This is a genomic window from Massilia sp. IC2-476 (assembly GCF_020707295.1).
Classification (GTDB): domain Bacteria; phylum Pseudomonadota; class Gammaproteobacteria; order Burkholderiales; family Burkholderiaceae_D; genus Telluria.
Map to the genome: position 1 here is coordinate 126,552 of NZ_JAJFER010000006.1, position 22,601 is coordinate 149,152.

At 67.1% G+C, this 22,601-nt stretch carries 16 protein-coding genes; 10 read left to right on the forward strand and 6 right to left on the reverse strand.

Annotation, left to right across the window (positions count from 1 at the left end; translation table 11 throughout):
* Positions 1-30 precede the first annotated feature (30 nt).
* A complete protein-coding gene (locus tag LK539_RS16840) occupies positions 31-1,365 on the reverse strand; it encodes an MFS transporter (protein ID WP_227802208.1) in 1,335 nt (444 codons plus the stop codon).
* Between the two features lie 207 nt (positions 1,366-1,572).
* A complete protein-coding gene (locus LK539_RS16845) occupies positions 1,573-2,784 on the reverse strand; it encodes a LysR family transcriptional regulator (protein WP_227802209.1) in 1,212 nt (403 codons plus the stop codon).
* A 121-nt stretch (positions 2,785-2,905) separates the two neighbouring features.
* Between LK539_RS16845 and LK539_RS16850 the strand changes: the two genes are divergently transcribed.
* From LK539_RS16850 to LK539_RS16865, 4 genes are all read left to right on the forward strand, one after another.
* Positions 2,906-4,018 (forward strand): 4-oxalomesaconate tautomerase, encoded by a 1,113-nt coding sequence (locus tag LK539_RS16850; RefSeq protein WP_227802210.1) that lies wholly within the window; start codon positions 2,906-2,908, stop codon positions 4,016-4,018.
* A gap of 26 nt (positions 4,019-4,044) precedes the next feature.
* Complete coding sequence (locus LK539_RS16855; protein ID WP_227802408.1) at positions 4,045-5,070, forward strand: amidohydrolase family protein; 1,026 nt, start codon at positions 4,045-4,047, stop codon at positions 5,068-5,070.
* Positions 5,071-5,087: 17 nt separating this feature from the next.
* On the forward strand, positions 5,088-5,771 hold the full coding sequence (ligK, locus tag LK539_RS16860) for a 4-carboxy-4-hydroxy-2-oxoadipate aldolase/oxaloacetate decarboxylase (protein WP_307729118.1): 684 nt from the start codon (positions 5,088-5,090) through the stop codon (positions 5,769-5,771).
* 355 nt (positions 5,772-6,126) lie between these two features.
* Positions 6,127-8,973 carry a TonB-dependent receptor domain-containing protein gene (locus LK539_RS16865; protein ID WP_227802212.1) on the forward strand — a complete coding sequence of 949 codons (2,847 nt, stop codon included), beginning with the start codon at positions 6,127-6,129 and terminating at the stop codon, positions 8,971-8,973.
* Between the two features lie 75 nt (positions 8,974-9,048).
* On the opposite strand, the gene LK539_RS16870 is transcribed toward LK539_RS16865, so the two are convergent.
* From LK539_RS16870 to LK539_RS16885, 4 genes are read right to left on the reverse strand one after another with little or no spacing between them, the layout of a single operon-like run.
* Positions 9,049-9,402 (reverse strand): DUF3325 domain-containing protein, encoded by a 354-nt coding sequence (locus tag LK539_RS16870; RefSeq protein ID WP_227802213.1) that lies wholly within the window; start codon positions 9,400-9,402, stop codon positions 9,049-9,051.
* The gene (locus LK539_RS16875) at positions 9,399-11,018 is read right to left on the reverse strand and encodes a PepSY domain-containing protein (RefSeq protein ID WP_227802214.1); all 1,620 of its coding nucleotides are present in this window, start codon (positions 11,016-11,018) and stop codon (positions 9,399-9,401) included. The genes LK539_RS16870 and LK539_RS16875 overlap by 4 nt, the downstream gene beginning before the upstream one ends.
* Positions 11,015-11,293 (reverse strand): DUF3649 domain-containing protein, encoded by a 279-nt coding sequence (locus LK539_RS16880; protein WP_227802215.1) that lies wholly within the window; start codon positions 11,291-11,293, stop codon positions 11,015-11,017. Before LK539_RS16880 ends, LK539_RS16875 begins: the two co-directional genes overlap by 4 nt.
* The gene (locus LK539_RS16885; protein WP_227802216.1) at positions 11,290-12,006 is read right to left on the reverse strand and encodes a DUF4198 domain-containing protein; all 717 of its coding nucleotides are present in this window, start codon (positions 12,004-12,006) and stop codon (positions 11,290-11,292) included. Before LK539_RS16885 ends, LK539_RS16880 begins: the two co-directional genes overlap by 4 nt.
* 228 nt (positions 12,007-12,234) lie before the next feature.
* Here LK539_RS16885 and LK539_RS16890 point away from each other — a divergent pair, with 228 nt between their 5' ends.
* The 6 genes from LK539_RS16890 to LK539_RS16915 all read left to right on the forward strand — a co-directional run bounded on the left by LK539_RS16890 (position 12,235) and on the right by LK539_RS16915 (position 22,599).
* Positions 12,235-14,397, forward strand: coding sequence for a TonB-dependent siderophore receptor (locus tag LK539_RS16890; RefSeq protein ID WP_227802217.1), 2,163 nt, complete (start codon positions 12,235-12,237; stop codon positions 14,395-14,397).
* 458 nt (positions 14,398-14,855) lie between these two features.
* Positions 14,856-16,211, forward strand: a complete 1,356-nt coding sequence (locus LK539_RS16895; RefSeq protein ID WP_227802218.1) for a DUF1329 domain-containing protein — start codon at positions 14,856-14,858, stop codon at positions 16,209-16,211.
* Positions 16,212-16,213: 2 nt separating this feature from the next.
* Complete coding sequence (locus tag LK539_RS16900) at positions 16,214-17,353, forward strand: YCF48-related protein (RefSeq protein ID WP_227802219.1); 1,140 nt, start codon at positions 16,214-16,216, stop codon at positions 17,351-17,353.
* Positions 17,350-19,815: an RND family transporter gene (locus LK539_RS16905; RefSeq protein WP_227802220.1), complete on the forward strand. Its 2,466-nt coding sequence runs from the start codon at positions 17,350-17,352 to the stop codon at positions 19,813-19,815. The genes LK539_RS16900 and LK539_RS16905 overlap by 4 nt, the downstream gene beginning before the upstream one ends.
* Positions 19,812-21,401 carry a methyl-accepting chemotaxis protein gene (locus LK539_RS16910; protein WP_227802221.1) on the forward strand — a complete coding sequence of 530 codons (1,590 nt, stop codon included), beginning with the start codon at positions 19,812-19,814 and terminating at the stop codon, positions 21,399-21,401. The genes LK539_RS16905 and LK539_RS16910 overlap by 4 nt, the downstream gene beginning before the upstream one ends.
* Positions 21,388-22,599, forward strand: a complete 1,212-nt coding sequence (locus LK539_RS16915; RefSeq protein ID WP_227802222.1) for an MFS transporter — start codon at positions 21,388-21,390, stop codon at positions 22,597-22,599. Before LK539_RS16910 ends, LK539_RS16915 begins: the two co-directional genes overlap by 14 nt.
* Positions 22,600-22,601: the final 2 nt, after the last annotated feature.

A 22,601-nucleotide genomic window follows, 5' to 3' on the forward strand; every position in this document is an offset into this window, starting at 1 on the left:
AATTCCTTGTGATCCTGGTTCTGGTGTTGCTCAAGCCGCCGCGACTGCGGGACGCGGCGTGAAACGGGTAGAAACGATCGCGATTGCCGCAATGGTGGCAGGGATGGCGAGAATGGCGATCACCGCGCCGAAGCCCCAGCCCATCGACAGCAGCACGCCGCCGGCGAAGGATCCGAAAATGCTGCCGAAGCGGCCCATGCCCTGCATCCAGCTTACTCCGGTCGCGCGCACCGCGGTCGGATAGCACGATGGAGCGAAGGCGTTCAGGCCGGTCTGGGCGCCGCTCATGCAGAAGCCGGCCAGCAGCACGAAGGCAGCGAACATCGAGGTCTCGACCGAACCCGAGGCTAGGAACAGGATGAATACTGCTCCGGCGACATAAGTAAAAGCGATCACTTTGTTGGGCGTCCAGCGGTCCATCAGGTAGCCGACCATCAGCGCTCCCACGGTGCCGCCGAGCTGGAACAGGGCGGTGATGTTGGCGGCGCGTTCGATCGGCAGGCCGGCATCCTTGATCAGCGTCGGCAGCCATCCGCTCAACAGGTAGATGACGAGCAGGCCCATGAAGTAAGTGGCCCACAGCGACAGGGTCACTTTGCGGTAGGCCGGCGACAGCAGGGTCTTGGCGGGGGCGCCGCCCTGGACTGCCGGTTCGCTGCTGGTGAAGGTCGCGGTATCCAGCACGTCGGAACCCACCACACGGCGCATGGTGCGGGCGATGCGGATGGATGGGTACTTGCGCACCACCATGAAGCGCGCCGACTCGGGCACCAGCCACAGGTACAGCGGCAGGCAGACGAGGGGGATGACGCCGCCCGCCACCAGCACGCCGCGCCAGCCGTACTCGGGCAGGATGGCAGCCGCGCCGAAGCCGACCAGGGCGGAACCGAGGTTAAAACCGGTGAACATGATGGCCAGCAGGGTGCCGCGCGACTTCTCGGGTACGTACTCGGAAAGCAGGGTGGTAGTGTTCGGCATCGCCGCGCCCAGGCCCAGGCCGGTCAGGAAGCGCAGCAGCGACAGCGCGTAGACGTCGTTGGCCAGCGAGCACAGGATGCTGAAGGTGCCGAACCAGGCGACCGCGCCCATCAGGAGCTTCTTGCGGCCAAAGCGGTCGGACAGCGGGCCGACCACCAGGGCGCCGATGGCCAGGCCGATCGGGGCGGCGCTCATGACCACGCCGAAGGCAGCCTTGGAGATGCCCCACTCCTTGGTGATGGCCGGAGCCAGGAAACCCATGATGGCGACATCGATGCCGTCGGTGGTGATGATGAGGAAGCAAAGCACGAGCAAGAGCCACTGGTAGCCGCTCATCGGGCGGCTGTTGATGTGCGCCCGCACATCGAGGGTGTGTGCTGTATTCATTAAGTCTCCTGTGCGAATACGGATTGGATGTCCCGCGCTTTGTTGTCGTTCTTATGGCAGAACTGGCTGCGCGGTAATGAATATCACCCATGCATTCTGGTGATACCGCAATCGCAGTGTAGGTTTTTACTCTCCTCGAAGGGCTGCTTTTGACTGGCGCAGCGTTGCAATCTGCTTATCGGCTCATGGTTTGTGTTAAGGCCTGCCTCATTTCCAGCGGGCGCTGATGGCCTCCATTTCCTCGAGCAGCGCACGTGCGCCCGGCGCCAGGTGGGCGCCCTTGCGGGTCATGATCCCGATCGAGCGCTCCATGCCTGGCATCTCGAAGGGCAGCACCGCCAGCTGGCCGCTGGCGACTTCGTAATGGAGCTGGTGGGCAGACAGGACGGTCAGCATGTCGCTCGAGACGAGCAGGCCGCGCAGCAGGGCGAGGTCGCCGGTTTCCACGGCCGGCAGCGGGGCTGGCACGGCTTGCTTGTCGAAGAACTGCACCAGCGATTCGCGCAGCGGGGTGCCGGCGCGCGACAGCACCCAGGGATAGCCTTCCAGGTCGCCAAGGGCGAGCCGCTTGCTGGCGGCGAGCGGATGGCCGGCGCGCGCGACCAGCGCTGCCTTGTCCTCGAACAGCGCGTGCTGGACGAAGGCATCGCCCGGGGCATGCCGCATGGCGCCGACGATGAAATCGATACGCCCGCTGAGCAGGCCGGCGGTGAGCTCGCCATACGGGCTTTCGAGCGAGCTGACGCGCAGGCCCGGATGGCGTTGCAGCACGGAGGCGATCGCCAGCGGCAGCAGCTGCGAGCGGGCCAGCGGCAGGGCGCCGATCGTGACGGTGCCTTCGACCCGGCCTTCCAGCGCCGCCACGTCCTCCGGGATGTGGCGCAGTTCGGCGAGTGCGCGTTCGAAACGCTCGATCCAGCGCCGCCCGGCATCGGTCGGCAGCATGCCGTGCGCGGTGCGCAGGAACAGCGGCAGGCCGAGCATGTCTTCCAGGCGCGCCACCGCCTGGCTGACTGCCGATTGCGAGGTGCCCATCGCGTGGGCGACGGTCGGCATGTGGTGCACTTCCGCCAGCAGGCTCGCCGCGTGCAGGCGCCGTTCGTTGAGCAGGGCCTCGATGCCGCCCACCTTGCGGCCGTTCTTCTCCCGGTCCTGGGCGCGAACCGCATCTTCGCGTACCCCGTGCAGCTCGGCTTCGATGCGGTCGGCGCGCAGGCGCACGACCTCGCCGGCGGCGGTGAGCAGCATGCCGCGGCCCTTGCGCTCGAACAGCTGCACCCCGAGGCTCTCCTCGAGGGAAGCGACCGAGCGCGCTACCGCCGAGGAGGCCCGATACAGGGATTCCGAAGAGCGGCGGATGCCGCCGAGGTCGGCGACGACGCGGAAGGCGTGCAGGTGGCGCAGGCTGACGAGGTTCATTTTCGGGGCGCGGGAGACCGGTGATAAGGAAATTAGAACAGTTTGGGGCGTACAACGCAACCAAGCCGGCGGCGCTCCGAAAGATACTGCCGACATCGACAACGTATTCCCGGACAGGCCCATGCCTTACGACCATCCATCCGATCTCCGCCCGGTGCCTTGCATCCTGATGCGCGGCGGAACCTCGCGCGGCCCGTTCTTCGTCGAATCGGACCTTCCCGGCGATCCGGCGGCGCGTGACCGCGTCCTGCTGGCCGCGCTGGGCTCGCCCGACCGTCGCCAGATCGACGGCCTGGGCGGCGCGCACCCGCTTACCAGCAAGGTAGGCATCGTCCGTCGCAGCACCACCCCGGGCGTCGACCTCGACTTCCTGTTCGCCCAGCTGCAGCCGGACAAGGACACGGTGGACGTGACGCCGAACTGCGGCAACATGCTCGCTGCCGTGCTGCCGTTCGCACTGGAACGCGGACTGCTGCCGGTTGACGACGGAACGACCACGGCGCGCATCCTGACACTCAATACCGGCATGCAGTGCGACGTGACGGTGCTCACGCCTGGCAGGCGCCTGCAGTACCTCGGCGATGCGCGCATCGACGGCGTGCCGGGCACGGCGGCGCCGATCACCATCGACTTCCTGGATACCGCGGGCTCGGTCTGTCCGTCGCTGCTGCCGAGCGGCGGCGTGCGCGACGAGATCGAGTTCGGCGGGAGCAGGGTGGAGGCCACGCTGATCGACAACGGCATGCCGATGGTGATCCTGCGCGCGTCCGACTTCGGGCTGACGGGTTACGAGGGAGTCGCTCAACTCAACGCCGATGTGGCGCTGCGTGCCCGCCTCGAAGCCCTGCGCCTGGCCGTCGGTCTGCAGATGGGCCTGGGAGACGTGTCTGCCAAGAGCTACCCGAAGATGTGCCTCATTGCGCCACCCGTCGCGGGCGGCAGCATCGCTACCCGCTGCTTCATTCCGCACGTCTGTCATGAGGCCATCGGCGTGCTGGCCGCGGTCACGGTGGCCTCGGCCTGCGTGCTCGAAGGGTCGATCACGCAAGGTATCGCGCAGGTCCCACAGGGACAGCGCAAGACCGTCTCGGTGGAACACCCCACCGGCGAGTTCAGTGTCGAGCTCGAGCTCGACGCGCAGGACCGGCAGAAGGTGGCGCGCGCCGCGCTGCTGCGTACGGCGCGACCCATCATGCGCGGGGAAGTCCTGATCCCCGGCGCCAACGACGTCTGAACAAGGAGACACCCATGCGACAGCCATTGATCATAGACTGCCACGGCCACTACACGACGGCCCCGAAGGCGTTGGAAGAGTGGCGCAACCGCCAGATCGCCAACCTGGCCACGCCGGCGCTCGCCCCGAAGGCATCGGAACTCCGCATCAGCGACGACGAACTGCGCGAATCGATCGAGGCCAACCAGCTGCGCCTGATGAACGAGCGCGGCTCGAACCTGACCATTTTCTCGCCACGCGCCAGCTTCATGGCGCATCATATCGGCGACTTCGAGACCAGCGCCACCTGGGCCGCGATCTGCAACGAGCTGTGCTACCGCGTCTCGCAACTTTTCCCCGACAACTTCATCGGTGCCGCGATGTTGCCCCAGTCGCCGGGCGTCGACCCGAAAACCTGCATCCCCGAGCTGGAACGCTGCGTCAAGGAATACGGAATGGTCGGGATCAACCTGAACCCGGACCCGTCGGGCGGGCACTGGACGTCGCCGCCGCTGTCTGACCGCCACTGGTATCCGGTCTACGAAAAAATGGTCGAGTACGACATTCCGGCCATGATCCACGTGAGCACCAGCTGCAACCCGTGCTTCCACACCACCGGCTCGCACTACCTGAACGCGGATACCACAGCCTTCATGCAGTGCCTGACCAGCGACCTGTTCAAGGACTTTCCGACACTCAAATTCCTGATCCCGCACGGCGGCGGTGCGGTTCCGTATCACTGGGGCCGCTTCCGCGGCCTGGCGCAGGAGATGAAGAAGCCCTTGCTTACCGAGCACCTGCTGAACAACGTCTTCTTCGACACTTGCGTTTACCACCAGCCGGGCATCGACCTGCTCACCAAGGTCATTCCGGTGAAAAACGTGCTGTTCGCGTCAGAGATGATCGGCGCCGTGCGCGGCATCGACCCGGAGACCGGCCACTACTACGACGACACCAAACGCTACATCGAGGCGGCGAACCTGACTGACGAGGACCGCTTCCGCATCTTCGAAGGTAACGCGCGCCACGTCTTCCCGCGCCTCGATGCCCATCTTGCAAAGAAAGGATCCTGACCATGAGCACCCCCTTGATGAACCAGCTTGGCATCGTCAAGCGCAACATCGAACGCGCCGATCGCGCGACGGTGGAGCAGCTCGGGAGGCTGGGCAGCGCCACCGTACATGAAGCGATGAGTCGCGTCGGCCTGTTCAAGCCCTATATGCGGCCGATCTATCCCGGCGTTTCGGCCGCCGGCACCGCCGTCACGGTGCTGCTGCATCCGGGCGACAACTGGATGATGCACGTGGTGGCCGAGCAGATCCAGCCGGGCGACATCGTGGTTGCGGCCATCACCGCCGAGTGTAGCGACGGGTACTTCGGCGACCTGCTGGCGACCAGCTTCATGGCCCGTGGCGCGCGGGCGCTGGTCATCGATGCCGGTGTGCGCGATGTGCGTGTGCTGAAGGAGATGGGTTTTCCCGTGTGGAGCAAGTCGATCAGCGCCAAAGGATGCATCAAGGAGACGCTCGGCTCGGTGAACGTCCCGGTGATCTGCGCCGGCGCACTTGTCAATCCTGGTGACGCGATCATTGCCGACGACGACGGCGTGGTGGTGGTGCCGGCACCCGATGCCGCCCGCATCGCCGCGGTTGCCCAGAAGCGCGAAGATCTCGAAGCTGAGAAACGCGCCAGACTGGCCTCCGGTGTGCTCGGGCTGGACATGTACAACATGCGCGGTCCGCTCGAGCAGGCCGGGCTCAGGTACATCGACTGAATCCTTCCCGCCGTGGCGCCTGCGCCGCCACGGCGACCTTCGCTTCCTTCGCCTGCTCCTCCTGCCGCCGGACCGCCGGGCCCGCGGTCCTCTTCCTTTTGCGCTCATCCAGCACAGCAAAGGTGCAAGTCAAGCTCACTTTTGTGTAAAGCCACGGGTCTGCCGGTTCGCTACGATCCTTCCACTGCACATTGGAGATCCCAACCGTCGGGCCGGCACCCCCTTGGGAAGACTCGGCCCTGCCTCAGGTTTCGCGTCGCGCATGCCGCATCCCGGCAGCTGCGCCGAGACCGAGTTGACCACGCCGCCAACCGGCCGGTCAGCGCAGAACCGATAAAACCACCAAGGAGACAACGTGAAACGATTCGAACGCGTCCTGCTGTGCGGCCTGGGACTATCGGCGGTCGCCGGTCCGGCCTGCGCGCAAAGCGAGGCTACGCAAACAGAGACAAGCCAGGAAACTGGACCACCTCAAGCCAAACCCGCGACAGTCACGGTCACCGGCTCGCGCGTCATCAGGAACGGCGACAGCAGCCCCTCGCCCGTGACGGTGATCCGCAGCGACGAACTGTTGACCGGCAAGCCCGGCGCCACCCTGGCCGAGGCCCTGAACTCGCTGCCGGTGTTCGCCGGTTCGCGCGGCGCGACCAGCAACCCGACCACCTCCGGCAGCGCCGCCGGCGGCAGCGGCTCGGCCAACCAGCTCAACCTGCGCAACATCGGCGCGACGCGCACGCTGGTCCTGATGGACGGCAAGCGCATCCCGCCGACCCTCTACAACGGCGTGGTCGACGTCGACCTGATCCCGCAGCAGTTCGTGGAGCGGGTCGACATCGTGACCGGCGGCGTGTCGGCGGTGTACGGGTCGGACGCCATGACCGGCGTCGTCAACTACGTCATCGACCGCAAGTTCAACGGCATCAAGGCGGATGCCAGCTACGGCAAATCGGAGCAGGGCGATGCCGCCCGTTCGAACGCCAGCTTGGCCTGGGGCAGTCATGTCGCACCAGGCCTGCACCTGGAAGCGGGCATCGAGCTGCGCAAGGAAGACGGGATCGACCGCCGTTCAGACCGCGCCTGGCTGAACCGGGTCGGCGTCACCGGCGCCGGCACCGCCGCCAATCCATACATCCTGCAGACCGACCTGCGCCAGAAGACCTTCCCATTCGGCGGCCTGATCACCAGCGGTGTGCTGGCCGGCCGCACCTTCCGGGAAAACGGCGTGCTCAGTCCCTTCGCGGCCGGCACGGCGACCGGCACGGCGGCGGTCGAGGTCGGCGGCGAGGGCGGCTACTGGGATTCGGGCCTGCTGGCGCGCCTGGAAGGGACGCAGCTGTTCGGGCGCCTAGACTACGAGGCGTCGGCGACGACGCGCGCCTACCTGCAGGTATCGGGCAACCTCAAGACCAACACCAGCTTCGCCGAGACCAACCAGCTGAACAACGTGCAGCTGCGCCGCACCAACGGTTTCCTTCCCGCGCAGTATGCGGCGCTGATCCCGGCCACCCAGGCGACATTCGGATTCAGCAAGTTCATGGGCGATATCCCGCGCATCCAGGCCGACTCGGATTCGAAGCAATGGGTGCTCACGAGCGGACTGGAAGGCAAGGGCGGTGGACTGAACTGGAACCTCGATTACACCTATGGCAGGTCCAGGCTTGACACGCGCCTGATGAATGCTCTCGACCGCCAGAAACTGGCGGCGGCGCTCGATGCAGTGAGCAGCGGCGGCCGTACCGTCTGCAACATCACGCTGACCAACCCGGGCCTGGCGGACGACTGCGTGCCGCTGAACGTGTTCGGGCCGAATGCCGCTTCCGCCGACGCCATCGGCTACGTGACCGACGATCTCCTGTACGATGCCACCACGACCATGCGCGACATTGCGGGCCAGGTCGGCGGCAGTCCGTTTGCCACCTGGGCCGGCCCGGTGAACGCATCGTTGTCGGGCGAATGGCGCAAGCTCGAGTTCAAGTCGCACAGTGCGGCCCGCCCGACCGACCTGGTCAACTGCACCGGCCTCGCGCTGAACTGCGCCACCGGCACGCCGCGCACTGAATTCGTATTTGGCGAAAGCCCGCAAGGCGTCAGCCAGCGCGTCTGGGAAGTGGCGGGCGAGGTCGATGTGCCGCTTCTGAAGAACTCCCCCCTGGCGAGGAAACTGGATGCGAACGGGGCGGTCCGCTACACCTCCTACGACACCAGCGGACATTACGTGACCTGGAAGGCGGGTCTGGACTGGAGCGTGCTGGAGACCCTGCGCCTGCGCGCCACCCGTTCGCGCGACATCCGGGCGCCCACACTGTACGACCTGTACGCGCCGACCTCGATGGTGCAGGTGCGCCCGACCGACCTGCTGACGGGGCTCAGCCCGACTGTGCCGCAGATCGACGAGTCGAACGCGAACCTGACGGCTGAAATCGGGAACACGCTGACAGTCGGCGTGGTCTGGCAGCCCTTGCCCAAGCTGAGTTTCGCGGCAGACGCCTATCGGATCAAGATCTCGGACGCTATCACCTCGGTTTCGGGCGCGACCGCGGCCTTCCAGGGCGCCTGCTACGCCAGCGGCGGCACCTCGCCTTACTGCGCCTTGCAGCGCCGCCCCAATGGCTTCGCCGACCGCTCCGCGGCCAACGCGGTGACCAACTGGTACAACCGCAGCGTCAACATCTCGGAAATCGAAACCTTCGGCCTGGACCTGGAAGCCAATTACACGGGCAGGCTGTTCGAGCGCCCGATGTCGCTGCGCCTCCTGACGGCCTGGCAGCCGCACGTGTATTACCGGCAGCCCGGGCTTGCGACCAGCGACCAGGGCGGCGTCGCCTTCGGTCCGCTGGGCATGGCCGCCACGCCGGCGGTGCGCGTCTCCGGCTTCCTGCGCTTCCAGCCGCTGGCGGGATTCACGGTCGACGTCACGCAGCGCTGGCGCAGCGCGATGCAGCTGAGCGGCGACCCCAACGAAGTCTGGGTCAACAATCACCTGGCCTCGTTCGCCACCACGGGCCTGAACCTGGCCTACAGGCTCGACCTGGGGGCGGGGGACGCGCAGCTGTTCTTCAACATCGAGAACCTGTTCGACGCCACGCCGCCGCTTGGTGCGTTCTCGGGCAACGGCACGCGGGCCGGCCTGCGTGACGGTTTCGCCCTCGGCGACGATCCGCGCGGACGTAGCTTCGCAGTGGGGATCCGGTCAATGTTCTAGACCCGAGGCGGGAGGACGGCATCCGCCTTCTTCCCGCCCTGCCAGGACAGCCATGCTGGCCATCGATGGCCGTTTTCACCGGATGAGCATAGCGAGCGTGCCGGCTGCGGCGGCGCCAAGAGCACAGAGCCGCGCGGCCTGCAAGGCGCGCCGCGGCGCATACTGCAGCCCGAGCGTCAACACGATCGCGCTGGCCGTCAGCAGGCCGCACCACAGGACCGGCCCAATGTGCCAGCCCATGGCGCAGATGCAGGCCATGAAGGACAGCGCGAGCGCGAGCCACCCCGCCAGGGCGCAGCGCAGGCGATGGCGCGGGTCGGGCTCGGCGCCGCGTCCCACGATGTCGGCGTAGTGCCGGTCCATCGCGAAGCTCTTGGCCGCCAGGCCGCCATAGGCCAGCCCGGCACCCGTGAGAATCAGCAGGCTCATTTCGCCGCCTCCATGGCGTTCTGCATCGGCGCGATGCGCGGCGCCCGCGCCGCATGGACCTTCGGCCGCATCCACCACGCCGCGCAGCCCAGCAGTGCGCCGACCGCGCACAAGACCAGGTCGACGCCGGCCAGCGCGCGCAGGCCGGGCGTGAACAAGCTGACGCCCAGGTGGGTGCCGGTCACCGCATTCAACAGCGGCACGCCTCCCAGCAGGACGGCGCCGAGCGCAAGCTGCAGTTGCCACGTTCGGCGTGTGGGGCGAAGTTGTGCCAGGACGGCGGCGCAGGCCCAGGCCGCGAAGAAGCAGTTGGCTTCCAGCGCGGCGCGGTTCTCCAGACCGGGCGGCAGCAGACGGTTGCTCCAGAAGTAGGCGCCGAGGGCGATCGGCAGGCCGGCGATTGCGCCGATGTTCAGCGCATCGACCAGGCGCACCCCGAAGCCGGGTCGGCCGCCGCTGGCCAGCACCTTGGCACACTTCTGGCGTTCCTTCACGCCCCACAGCAGGGCGCCGGTGGCGACCATCGCGCAGCCCGCCAGGCCGCACAGGAAGAACAACGCGCGCAGCAGCGGTTGGGCGAAGTGCGCCACGTGCAGGCCATAGAAGGCCCGGCGCATGGCCGAGACGCCGGACGGCTCGCCGCTCGAAGCGAGCAGCGCACCGCTTGCCCCGCTGAACGTGAGCGAGGGTTCAATGTTGGACAGCTGGGTGCCGGCTTGACGCACCAGCTGCACGGTGGCATTCAGGTCGTTCGGATGATTCACGATGATGCGCGCGGGAGCCTGCCCCCATGCGACCTGCGCCTGTGCCAGTATCGGCGCCAGATCCGCCAGCGGCGCGTGGACCTTCGCGGACTTGATGCGCTCGTTGTCAGGGAAGACCTCGGCGAACATCGTCTTCTGGTCGTCGCCGTACAGTGCCTTGGTGGGTGCCGGCATGTACATGAACATCAGGGTCACGATGCCGGTGTAGGTGATCATCAGGTGGAAGGGCAGGGCCAGCACGGCGGTGGCATTGTGCCCGTCGAGCCAGGAGCGCTGCCCCTTCTTCGGGCGGAAGGTGAAGAAGTCCTTGAAGATGCGCTTGTGGGTGATGACGCCGCTGACGATCGCCACCAGCATGAACATCGCGCAGATGCCGACGATCCAGCGGCCCCAGATGGCTGGCATGTAGTAGAGGTCGAAGTGCATCCGGTAAAGGAACTCGCCGCCCCGGGTGTCGCGTGGGCCCGCCACTTCCGCGCCAGTGGACGGGTCGAGCATGACGGCCTGCCTGCGAAAGGCGGCGCGACGCTCGGCCATGCTCATTCCCTTCTTCGGCGGGTTGGTCCAGTTGGCGTTAACCAGCGGGGTACGCCCGTCCGGCAGGTCGATGATCCAGCGCGTCGCCTTGGGGGCGCGTTCCTGCAGCACCGTCACCGCATGGGCGACGGCGACGGCTGGCGGCGCGGCCGGCCGGGCAGCGGCCCCATGCAGTTCGGGCTTCATCCACAGCGAGATTTCGTCGCGGTAATAGGCCGAGGTCCCGCAAACGAAGATCAGGAGCAGTACCCAGCATACCAGCAGGCCGGACCAGGTGTGCAGCCAGGCCATCGATTGGCGCAGTCCCTCCTTCATGCCATCCTCCCGGCAAGCCAGAATCCGGTAGTCAGCAATCCGACGCCGGCGCAGGCGCGCAGCGCGCTCCTGGCGGCGAACACCCACATCACCGCGCAGGGATAGATGACGAAGGCCAGGATCGTGGCCAGGGTGACGGCGTCGGCGCGGTGCAGCGGCAGCAGCCTGGCCAGTAGGTAGCTGCCGGTGCTGGAGAGCAGGTAGCCGCCGCCGATAGCGGCGATTGCGCGCGCGGCCACGCCGCCGCGGTAGCGCCAGTGCAGGTTTGCGTTCATGGCTTGCCGGCCGGGGTGGCGGGACCGGCGGCCAGGGCCGGGGCGCCGTCCGGTTTATTGAAGGACAGCGAGGTCACGAAGCTGGCCGTGTCGTAGCGCTCGCCCTTGCGCTCGCCCGGCTGGCGGTCAAGGTGGTGGGCTTCCAGCACGTAGGTCCCGCGCCAGGGCAGGGCGAAGCGCACCAGGCCTTGCTCGTCGGCGGTCTCCTCGCGCTTCCAGCCGTTCGGGATGACCGCGCTGACCTTCGCGTTCGGCAGCGGCCTGTCCTTGTAATAGACGCGGAACTGGCCCGGCTGGCCGGTGGGCACGATATCAAAGTCCAGTACTGGCTGCTGCGCCGCCAGGCCAGACACCCAGCGCGCGGCCGGGGTCCACATGCCGCGCACGGTCTTGCCTTCATGGGTGCTGTCGAACATCGGCCAGGCCGCATCCTCTGCCACGATCGACTCGCCCGGCGCCGCCGTCCGCGCCAGCACGAAGCCCTGCGCCGTCTTGCGCAAGGCCAGCGCTTGCACGCCATCCCTGCCGACCAGGCGCGCAGCAGGCGCCACGAATTTGTCGAGCAGTCCGGGCGTGGTCTCACGCAGGTTGTCGCCGAACTCGCCGAAATGCAGCACGGCGGCGGTCCCTCCTTGTTCGATCCAGATCTGGTGCGCGCTCGCCGGGAGGCTGGATACGAGGGCGAGGAGGGTGGTAAGGAGCAGCTTCTTCATATGGTGCTTTCTTCTTTCGATAGTGGATGGCGATCGGTCGGATTTATTTTCAACAATTTGGACATTGCAGCAATTCGTGAATGAGAATTATAATGCGAATCATTGTCATTTACAAACAGCAAAAAGAAGGAGCAGTCGATGCCAGGTGCAGTTCCCCTCAATGAATTCATTCCTCTCGCACCACGCAGCCGACGTGGCCGCCGTGCCCAGGCCCTTTGCGCGGCCGCGATGCTGTTGGTTCCCGTGGCGGGGCTGGCCGCACCAGGCGGCGTAGAGGCGGACGCAGCCGCGTTCGACGAGAAAGGCGAGGCGCCGGTGACGGCCGTGGTGAATGTGGTCGGCAAGAGCGATACGGTGTCGGAAGGCACGAAGTCCTTCGGCGCGCGCGCGGCCACCCTGTTCAAGGGCGAGCAGGATTTGCGCGACATCCCGCAGCCGGTCACGGTGCTGACCCGCCAGCTGCTCGACGAGCGCCAGCTGCTCGACCTGCACGACGTGCTGCAGAACACTCCGGGCGTAGCGGTCGACTACACCGACAGCGAGCGGGTGTCGTACAACGCGCGCGGGTTCTCGATCGACGCGCTGCAGGTCGACGGCCTGACCATCAACCAGAGCGGCTCGTCCTTCGTCCAGCCCGACACTGCCGTGCTGGACCGGGTGGAAGTGCTGCGCGGCGCCTCCGGTATGCTGCGCGGCGCGGGCAATCCCTCCGCTACCGTCAACATGGTGCGCAAGCGCCCGGCGCGCGATTTCCAGGCGTCCGCCGCCCTGACCATTGGTTCATGGGAGCGCCGCCGGATCGAGACCGACGTTTCGAGCCCATTGAACGAGGCTGGCACGGTACGTGGCCGCGTGGTCGCGGTGAAGGATAAAAAAGAGTTCTTCCAGGACGCCAAGCGCGAAGACCGCGAGGTCATGTATGCAGTGGTCGAGGCCGACCTCGGCCCGCGCACGCTGCTGGCGGCCAGCCTGCAGCACACCGACCTGGACGCCACCGGCGCCTGGGGCGGCATGCCCGGAAACATTGACGGCACCGCGCTGAACCTGGCGCGCGAGACCTATCTTGGCTCGGACTGGAACCGCTGGAACCGCTACAACGACCAGGCCCTGGTGGAACTGACGCACCGTTTCGCCAACGACTGGACCGTGAAGGCGAATGCCGCCTACACCCACCTGGCGCTCAAGGACAATGGCTTCAAACAGACTTACATGGCGCGCCCGGCGGGCGCCACCAATCCCTACCTGATGACCGTCACAAGCGCTCAGTACACCGGCAACGAGAGCCACCAGCAAGCCATGTCGCTGGTTGCGGACGGCGCCTTCTCGCTGCTTGGCAGGAAACACGAACTGGTGCTCGGGATGGAGCGCGTGCGCGCCGTCACTACCGAGAGCTGGGGTATCGGCAACCTCTATCCGCAGACGATCGACATCCGCAACTGGAACCCGTTCACCAGCTATCCGGAACAGGCGATCGCCATGCCGGCGACGCCGAACAAGCCGAACACCACGACCCAGCACGGCACCTTTGCGACTGCGCGCCTGTCGCTGGCGGCGCCGCTGACCGCCATTCTCGGCACGCGCCTGAGCTGGTGGAAGTACGATTCGGCAGGCAGCCCGGCAAGCAACTACGAGGTCAGGCGCGAAGTGACGCCGTATGCCGGCCTGGTGTACGACATCAACGACGCCCTCAGCGCCTACGCCAGCTACACCGAGATCTTCACGCCGCAGAACGTGAAGGACGCGAACGGAAACATCCTCGCGCCGATCACGGGCGAAGACTACGAACTGGGCCTGAAAGGTGCTTTCTACGGCGGGCGCCTGAACGCTTCGCTGGGTCTGTTCCAGATCGATAACGTCGGCCGCGCGATCGAAGATACCACCTCGCGCAATCCCTGCCTGCCTTACTTCACCAGCGGCTACTGCCGCGTGGCCGCCGGCGCCCAGCGCAGCGCGGGCTGGGAAGCGGAGCTGTCGGGCGAAGTGCTGCCGGGCTGGCAGGTGATGGGCGGCTATACCAACACGCGCACCAAGTACCTGCGTGACACGGCCGCCAACACCGGCCAGCCGCTGCGCAGCATCGATCCGCGCCACCAGCTGCGCATCTTCACCAGCTACAGCCCGGACCGTGCAGGCAAAGGCTGGACCGTTGGCGGCGGCGTGCAGGTCCAGAGCGATTCATATGTGCGCTCGGGTACCGTGACCTCCACCCAGGGCGGGTACACGGTCGCCAATGCGATGCTGGGCTACCGGTTCAGCGAGAAGCTGGGCATCCAGGTCAATGTCAACAATCTGTTCGATAAGGTGTACTACAAGAAGTTCGCGCCGACAGGAATCAGCTACTACTATGGCGATCCGCGCAACGTGACGCTGTCCCTGCGCGGCAGCCTGTAATTCGACGCCGGTCGCGCGTCCCGCGCACCGTGCGCGGACGCCCGGCCTGCCGGCCACCGGGTGGCCGGCGCCGGCCTCTTCTCCCGCCGTCCCGGCTGCGGCCCTTTCCTTCGCCCCCGGAAGGAAAAATGCCAGTGAATCTCAGATTTGTGCAACGACACCTGGCCTTCCCCGAAATATTCTTGAAGCACTCAAATCGACGCTGCGCGTAGCAGGCCCCTGGGCGGAGCCTGACTGGGACGCGGCAACACCACTCGATAGAGGAGTGACGGAGACACGATGAAAGTGCTTGCTGGCGCAACCGCGTCCACACCCAATCTGGGCATTCGCCCCTGCGCCGGTCCGGCTGGGCAGCCGCTGCGCCGCCACGGCCGTCCGCATGCAGGTCCGTGGCCCGACATCTGACGCGGCTCCCACCCATCCCTTACATCCAAAAAAATACACATGGAGACAAGATAATGAAAGCGTTGTCACTCAAGAATACCAGCGCCTGCCTGGTTCTCGGCCTGGCGACTGGCCTCGGCTCTGTTGGCGCAGCCCTTGCACAGGACCTGAAATCCGGTGCACTCACTCCCTACGGCGCCGAGCGCGCCGGTAACAAGGAAGGCACAATTCCAGCCTGGGACGGGAAGCCGGTCAACACCCCGCCGGGCCCGGACAAGCGCCGCCCGGACCCGTTCGCGAACGAGAAGCCGGTGGTGTCGATCACGGCTGCCAACATGGCCCAGCATGCGGACAAGCTGAGCGACGGCACCAAAGCGCTGCTGGCCAAGCATCCAGGCATGCGCGTCGACGTCTACCCGAGCCACCGCACGGCGGTATTCTCGCAGGCGATCTACGATGCGGTCGCTGAAAACGCCAAGCGCGCCAAGCTGACCAACGGCGGCCTGACGGTGGAAGGCGCCTACGGCGGCATTCCCTTCCCGGTGCCGAAGAACGGCCATGAGGCGCTGTGGAACCACATGCTGAGCTACCGCGGCCAGCTTACCAGCTTCACTGCCGATAAATACGTGATGACCGCCAGCGGCGAACGGGTGCTGACCAACCGCCAGCGCACCAGCCTGGCCTATCCCTACTACGACCCCAAGGGCAAGCCGGAGGGTTTCAGCGGCGAGTGGGCGCGCGCCCGCCTGGACGTGACCGAGCCGCCGGCCAATGCTGGCCAGGCCCTGATGACCATCGACTACGTCGACAACTACAGCCGTCCGAAGGATGGCTGGCAGTACGTGCCGGGCCAGCGCCGGGTGCGCAAGTCGCCCTCGCTGGTGTACGACACCCCTGACGCGTCGGCCGCTGGCCTGGCCAACTTCGACGACGTGAACCTCTTCATCGGCGCCCAGGACCGCTATAACGTCAAACTGGTCGGCAAGAAGGAGTTGTACATCCCGTATAACAACAACGGCCTGTTCCGCAAGCCGATCAAGGACGTTATCGGCAAGGGAACGCTCAACCCGGATGCGGTGCGCTGGGAGCTGCACCGGGTCTGGGTGCTGGAAGCCACGCTGCGCGACGGCAAGCGCAACGTGGCGGCCAAGCGCCGCCTCTACCTGGATGAGGACACCTGGCAGGCGGTGCTGGCCGACAGCTGGGACGCCCAGGGCAAGCTGTGGAAGACCGGCCAGGCCTACACGCTGCTGGCGGGTGACGAGCCGTCGGCGAGCACCCTGAGCTATACCTGGTTCGACCTGCTGTCGGGCGGCTGGGTCTACGCCGCCGCCATCAACGAGACCGGCGGCGTGAATTACGCCGACTACGACAGCAAGCAACTGAGCCGATTCACCTCGAGCGCCCTGGCCAGCGGCGGCGTGCGTTGATCATGGCACAGATGAAGTATGCGGTGGCTGCGCTGGCGGCCACCCTGGCCGCGGACGCGGCGCAAGCCGCTGCTGCGGTGCCGGCCGCGCTGCAGCGCCCGGCCCTGGCGGTGGCCCAGCCGGCACGCGCCAACCTGCAGGCGATCGAGCGCGTCGGCAAGCGGCTGGTGGCGGCCGGCGAACGCGGCCTCGTGATCTACTCGGACGATGGCGGCAATCACTGGAAGCAGGCCCGCGTGCCGGTCAGCGTGACGCTGACCGCGCTGCGCTTTGCGAATGAACGCGAGGGCTGGGCGGTCGGGAACATGGGCGTAGTACTGCGCAGCAGCGACAGCGGAGCGTCCTGGCAGCGCGTGTTCGACGGCGAGACCGGCGCGAAGCTGGCGCTGCAGGCGGCCCAGCAGGCCTGGGATGCGGCCAGACCGAACCCGGACGACGCCGAGCACCCGTTGAACGTCCTGCTGGACGAAGCTCGGCGCCTGGTCGACGAGGGCGCCGACAAGCCCCTGCTGGGGATCGACCTGCGCGCCGACGGCTCGGTGATGGTCGCCGGGGCCTACGGCCTCGCATTCTCGACGCTCGACGGCGGCCGGACCTGGCGCGCCCACATGGCGGAGTTGCCGAATCCCGAGGGCGCTACCTACTACGGCATCGCGCGCCGTGGCCAGGAACAGTACCTGTTCGGCGAGCAGGGCCTGATCCTGCGCTCCGGCGCTCCGGGCGCACCCTTTGCCGCCACCACATCGCCCGCATCCGGGAGCCTGTTCGGCGGACTCACGCTGAAGGACGACGCACTGCTCGTATTCGGCCTGCGCGGGAAGGTCTACCGCAGTGCCACGCCCGGCGCGCCATGGGTCGAAGTCCAGACCCCGGTCGACGCGTCGCTCATCAGTGGACTACAGGCCACCGACGGGACGGTGCTGCTGCTCGGTGCGGCAGGCCAGGTCGTCGCCAGCCGCGACGGCGGCCAGCGTTTCTCGGCACTGCCCCTGAAAGAGCGATTCCCCTTCACCGGCGCCGCCGTTGCGCCGGACGGAAGCCTGGTGCTGGTCGGCACGCGCGGCCTGCTGCGCATGCCCATGCCCGGCCGCGACGCCGCACCGAAGCTGCAGGCTTCCATCAAGTCACCCACGAAACCATGAACAAGCATCACGCATCATCCCAGGCAGACGCGATCTTCGACCCCGCCACTTTCGATCCCGATTCCGGTAACCGCATCGAGCGCTTCGTGTTCGGCCAGCGCGGCTGGCTGCTGCTGTTGTGCCTCCTGACCACCGTGTTCCTCGGCTGGCAGGCGCTGCGCATCGTGCCCAACGCCAGTTTCGAGAGCATGCTGCCAATGACCCACCCCTACCTGGTCAACTACGAGACCGAACGCAAGAAGCTGGTCTCGCAGGCCAACAGCTTGCGCATCGTAGTCGAGCACAAGGGCGGCGCGGGCATCCTCGACAAGCGCTACCTCGAGACGCTACGCCGCGTCAATGACGACGTGTTCCTGCTGCCCGGGGTGGTGCGCGGCCAGATGCGCTCCCTCTGGACGCCGTCGACCCGCTGGACCGCCGTGACCGAGCGTGGCTTCGAGGGGGGCACCGTGATTCCCGACGACTACGACGGTTCTCATGCCGCGCTCCAGCGCGTGCGCCTGAACATCGAGCGCTCGGGCGAAGTCGGGCAGCTGGTGGCGCGCGACTTCCAGTCCAGCGCCCTGATCGTGCCGCTGGCCGAACGCGACGAGAACGGCAGCGAACTCGACTACGCGGCGCTGTCCGCACGGCTGGAAGAACTGCGCGCCAGGTATGACAGCCAGGGAGTCGCGATCCACGTCACCGGATTCGCCAAGGTGGCTGGCGACCTGCTCGAAGGCTTGAGCCAGGTGCTGGCCTTCTTCGGCGTGGCCGCGCTGATCGTCACCGCGATCGTATTTTGGTACACCGGCTGCCTGCGCAGCACCTTGCTCGTGGTGGCCTGTTCGCTGGTGGCTGTGCTGTGGCAGCTCGGGATGCTGCCGCTGCTCGGATACGCGCTCGACCCCTATGCGGTGCTGGTGCCTTTCCTGGTGTTCGCCATTGGCATGAGCCACGGCGCCCAGAAGATGAACGGGATCATGCAGGACATCGGCCGCGGCATGCCGCGGCTAGTGGCGGCGCGCTTCACCTTCCGGCGCCTGTTCGTGGCCGGCTTCACGGCCCTGGCCTGCGACGCGGTCGGCTTCGCGGTGCTGATGATGCTCGATATCGAATCTATCCGGCGCCTGGCCATTACCGCCAGCCTGGGTGTGGCGATCCTGGTGCTGACCAACCTGATCCTGCTGCCGGTGCTGCTCAGCTATACCGGCGTCAGCGAACGGGCCGCGCGGCGCGCGGCGCAGTCGGACCGCGAGGCGGAGGGCCAGGCTACGTTCTGGACGGGCCTGGTCAAGTTCACGGAAACACGCTGGGCGGTGGGCGCCATCGTGGTCGGCGTCGTGCTCGGCGCGGTCAGCCTGCACGCCAGCCGCGACCTGCAGGTGGGCGACCTCGACGCCGGCGCGCCCGAACTGCGTCCGGATTCGCGCTACAACCGTGACAACGCCTATCTGACGCAGCACTACAGCACCAGCAGCGATGTGCTGGTGGTGATGGTGCGCACACCCGAGCAGGGCGCCATGAAGCATGCGGTGCTCGAGCGTGTCGACGAACTCGAATGGCGCTTGCGCCAGCTGCCCGGCGTCGAAACCACGCAATCGGTGGCTTCGGTGGCGCGCCAGACCGCCGTCGGCTTGAATGAAGGCAATCCGCGCTGGTACGAGCTGCAGCCGAACCAGGCTGCCCTGAATACCGCCAGCGCGCGTGCTCCGCGCAACCTGGTCGACGCCAGCTTCTCGCTGCTCCAGGTGCAGGTCTACCTGCTTGATCACAAGGCCGACACCCTGCGTCGCGTCACCGCCGAAGTCGAGGCCTTCGCCCGCAAGAACGACAGCACCGACGCCAGATTCCTCCTGGCGGCCGGCAATGCCGGCTTCGAGGCGGCCACCAACGCGGTGGTGCAGAAGGCGAACCACGAGATGCTGCTGCTGGTGTATGCGGCGGTCGTAGTGCTGGCCTACGTCACCTTCCGCTCCTGGCGTGCGGTCGCCTGCGCCATCATCCCGCTGGCCCTGACCTCGGTGATGGCCGAGGCCTTGATGGTGTGGCTCGACATCGGCCTGAAGGTGGCGACGCTGCCGGTGGTGGCGCTGGGCGTTGGCATCGGGGTCGATTACGCTCTCTACGTGCTGAGCATCATGCTGGTACAGATGCGCGAAGGCTTGAGCCTGGGGCAGGCCTACCACCGCGCATTGCTCTTTACCGGCCGGGTCGTGATGCTGACCGGGGTCACGCTGGCGCTGGCCGTCGCGACCTGGGCTTTCTCCCCGATTAAGTTCCAGGCCGATATGGGCATCCTGTTGGCCTTCATGTTTATCGTGAACATGATCGGCGCGCTGGTCCTGCTGCCGGCCCTGGCGCGCTTCCTCCTGAAGCCCAGGACGCAGAAGGTGACCTGGGGCCGTCGCCCGGGCGAGCAGGGCCGGCCCGCACCGGAACAGGCGCCGGCGGGCGCGGTGCTGAAGCGGTATCCGCAATGAAGACCTTCGCCGGCATGGGCATCGCGGCCCGTCTTTATATCGTCTCCGGCGCCTTGTCGCTGGCTTTCGTGGGCGTCGCCATCTTCGCCTGGTTCAACCTGAGCCACACCGGGGCGGTGCTCGAGCAGACTGCCAGCCTGCGGGTGCCGCAGCTGCAGCGGGTCTCCAGCACCGAGCTTGAAGTGACGCGGGTCTTGCTACTGCTGCGCCATGCAATCCTGGCGCGCAGCACCCCGGAACTGGAGCGCGCGCTCGACGGCATCGAAGAGAAGCGTGCGCTGGTGGGCAAGACGCTGGCTACGTTCGAGGCAGGCCTGCTGACCGAGGCCGAACGCGCACGCCACGCCCGCGTGCAAGAGCTGTTCCGCACCTTCTGGGCGGTGGCGGCGGAGGACGTCGCACTGGTCAAGGCGGGCCGTCAGGACGAGGCCTTTGCCTTCCTGGTCGACAAGACTGTACCGGCACGCACTGCACTGCTCAAGGCCTTGCGCGAGACCGTACAGGCCGAGGAAGGCGCGCTGCGCGGCGAACTGGCCGATGCGGCCCGCGAGTCGCAACAGACGCTGCTCGCCCTGACCGCGCTGGCGGCGGTCGCGGTGGTAGGACTCGGCCTGCTGTCGTGGTACGCGGCTGCCATTCTGGGCCGGCGGGTCGCGGTCTCGCGCGGTGTGGCCGAGCGGGTGCGCGACGGCGACCTGACGGTGCCGGTGCACGATGAAGCGGGCGACGAGTTCTCGCCGCTGCTCAGCGCGCTGGATGACATGCAGGGCGCGCTGTCACGGCTGGTTGCGGACGTGCGCAACAATTCCGAGCACGTCGCCACGGCCAGCGTCCAGATTGCGCAGGGCAACCGCGACCTGAGCGAGCGCACGGAGGCGCAGGCCAGCGCGCTGCAGCAGGCTGCCGCCACCATGGACTCGCTAGGAACGACGGTGCGCAACAATGCCGAGAACGCCCGGCTGGCGGAACAGCTGGCCCTGGGAGCGTCTTCCGTCGTCACCCGAGGGGGCGAACTGGTCGGGCAGGTGGTTGCGACCATGCGCGAGATCGACGGCAGCTCGAAGAAGATCGCCGACATCATCACGGTCATCGACGGTATCGCTTTCCAGACCAATATCCTTGCCCTGAACGCTGCGGTGGAAGCGGCGCGGGCCGGCGAGCAAGGGCGCGGTTTTGCGGTGGTCGCGGGCGAGGTGCGCAACCTGGCCCAGCGCAGCGCGGAAGCGGCCCGCCAGATCAAGAGCCTGATCGCCGACAGCCTGGACAAGGTCGGGCAGGGCAGTGCGCTAGTGGAACAGGCGGGCAGCACGATGGACGAGATCGTCGCCGGCATCGGCCGCGTGGCAACGATCGTGGGCGAAATCAGTACGGCCAGCGCCGAACAGAGCGCGGGCGTGGGCCAGGTCGGGCAGTCGGTTTCGCAAATGGACCTGGCGACCCGGCAGAACGCCGCGCTGGTCGAGGAAAGCGCGGCTGCCGCCGACAGCCTGCGCGAGCAGGCGGCGCAACTGGTGCAGGCGGTGGCCGCCTTCAAGCTGGCGGGCCAGGCCGGCCGTGAACTGGTGGCCGTGCGTGGAGAAAGATAAAGCCCGCAGCTACCGCCACTACCTCGCTGCACGCTTCCTGGGCCTGCTCGGGAATAACATGCTTGCGGTGGCGCTTGGCTGGCAAATGTACGAGCTGACCGCCAGCGCCTGGGATCTCGGCCTGGTCGGCTTGGCGCAATTCCTGCCGGCGCTGTTGCTGACCGTCCCAGCCGGCCTGCTGGTTGACTCGCACGACCGACGCCTGGTCTTCGCGGCCAGCCTGGCGCTGCAGGGTGCGGCGGCAGTGCTGCTGTGCTGGGGCAGCACCGCCGGATGGGTCGGACGCGACGCAATCCTGCTGGTCTGCCTCGTGACCGGCGTCGGCCGTTCGCTGCAACTGCCCGCGCAACAGGCCATCGTGCCGGCGCTGGTAGCGCGCACCGAACTTCCGCGCGCCCTTGCGCAGAATGCGTCGCTCACCAAGATATCGACCATCGCCGGACCGGCCCTGGGCGGTTTCCTGTACGCCGGCGGCGCCGGTTTTGTCTACGGACTGTGCGCCGGCGTGTTCGCGCTGGGCACGGCCCTGGCGCTGCAGGCCCGGCTGGCGCCGCTCGCGCGTAGTGCCGAGCCGCTGTCCTGGACTGCGCTGTTTGCCGGAATCGCCTTCATTCGCACCAATCCGCTGGTGCTGGGCGCGATGTCGCTCGACCTCTTCGCGACCCTGGCCGGCACCAGCATGGCGCTGCTGCCGATGTTCGCGAAGGACATCCTGCACACCGGCGCGTGGGGACTGGGCCTGCTGCGCGCCGCGCCGGCGGTGGGCGGCCTCTTGGTCTCGGCATGGATTTCGCGCCGTCCGATGGACCAGCAGGTGGGCCGTCGCATGTATGCGGCGGTCCTGTTGTACGGGCTGGCGACGATCGCTTTCTCGGTCTGCACCGATCTTGCCTGGGCCATGGCGGCGCTGGCAGTCGTCGGCGCCGCCGACATCGTCAGCACGGTGCTGCGCCATTCGGTGGTGCAGGTGGAAACGGCCGACGCGCTGCGCGGACGCGTCGGCGCGGCGCATGCCACCAGCATTGCCGCCAGCAACCAGCTGGGCCAGTTCCGCGCCGGGGTGGTGGCCGAATGGCTGGGCCCTGCAACGGCGGTGTTGCTGGGCGGCTGTGCGACGGTCCTGGTCGTGGCGGCATGGATACGCCTGTTCCCTGCGCTTTACCGCCGCAGCGCCCTGTTCAGTGAACAGGGCGCTTAGTT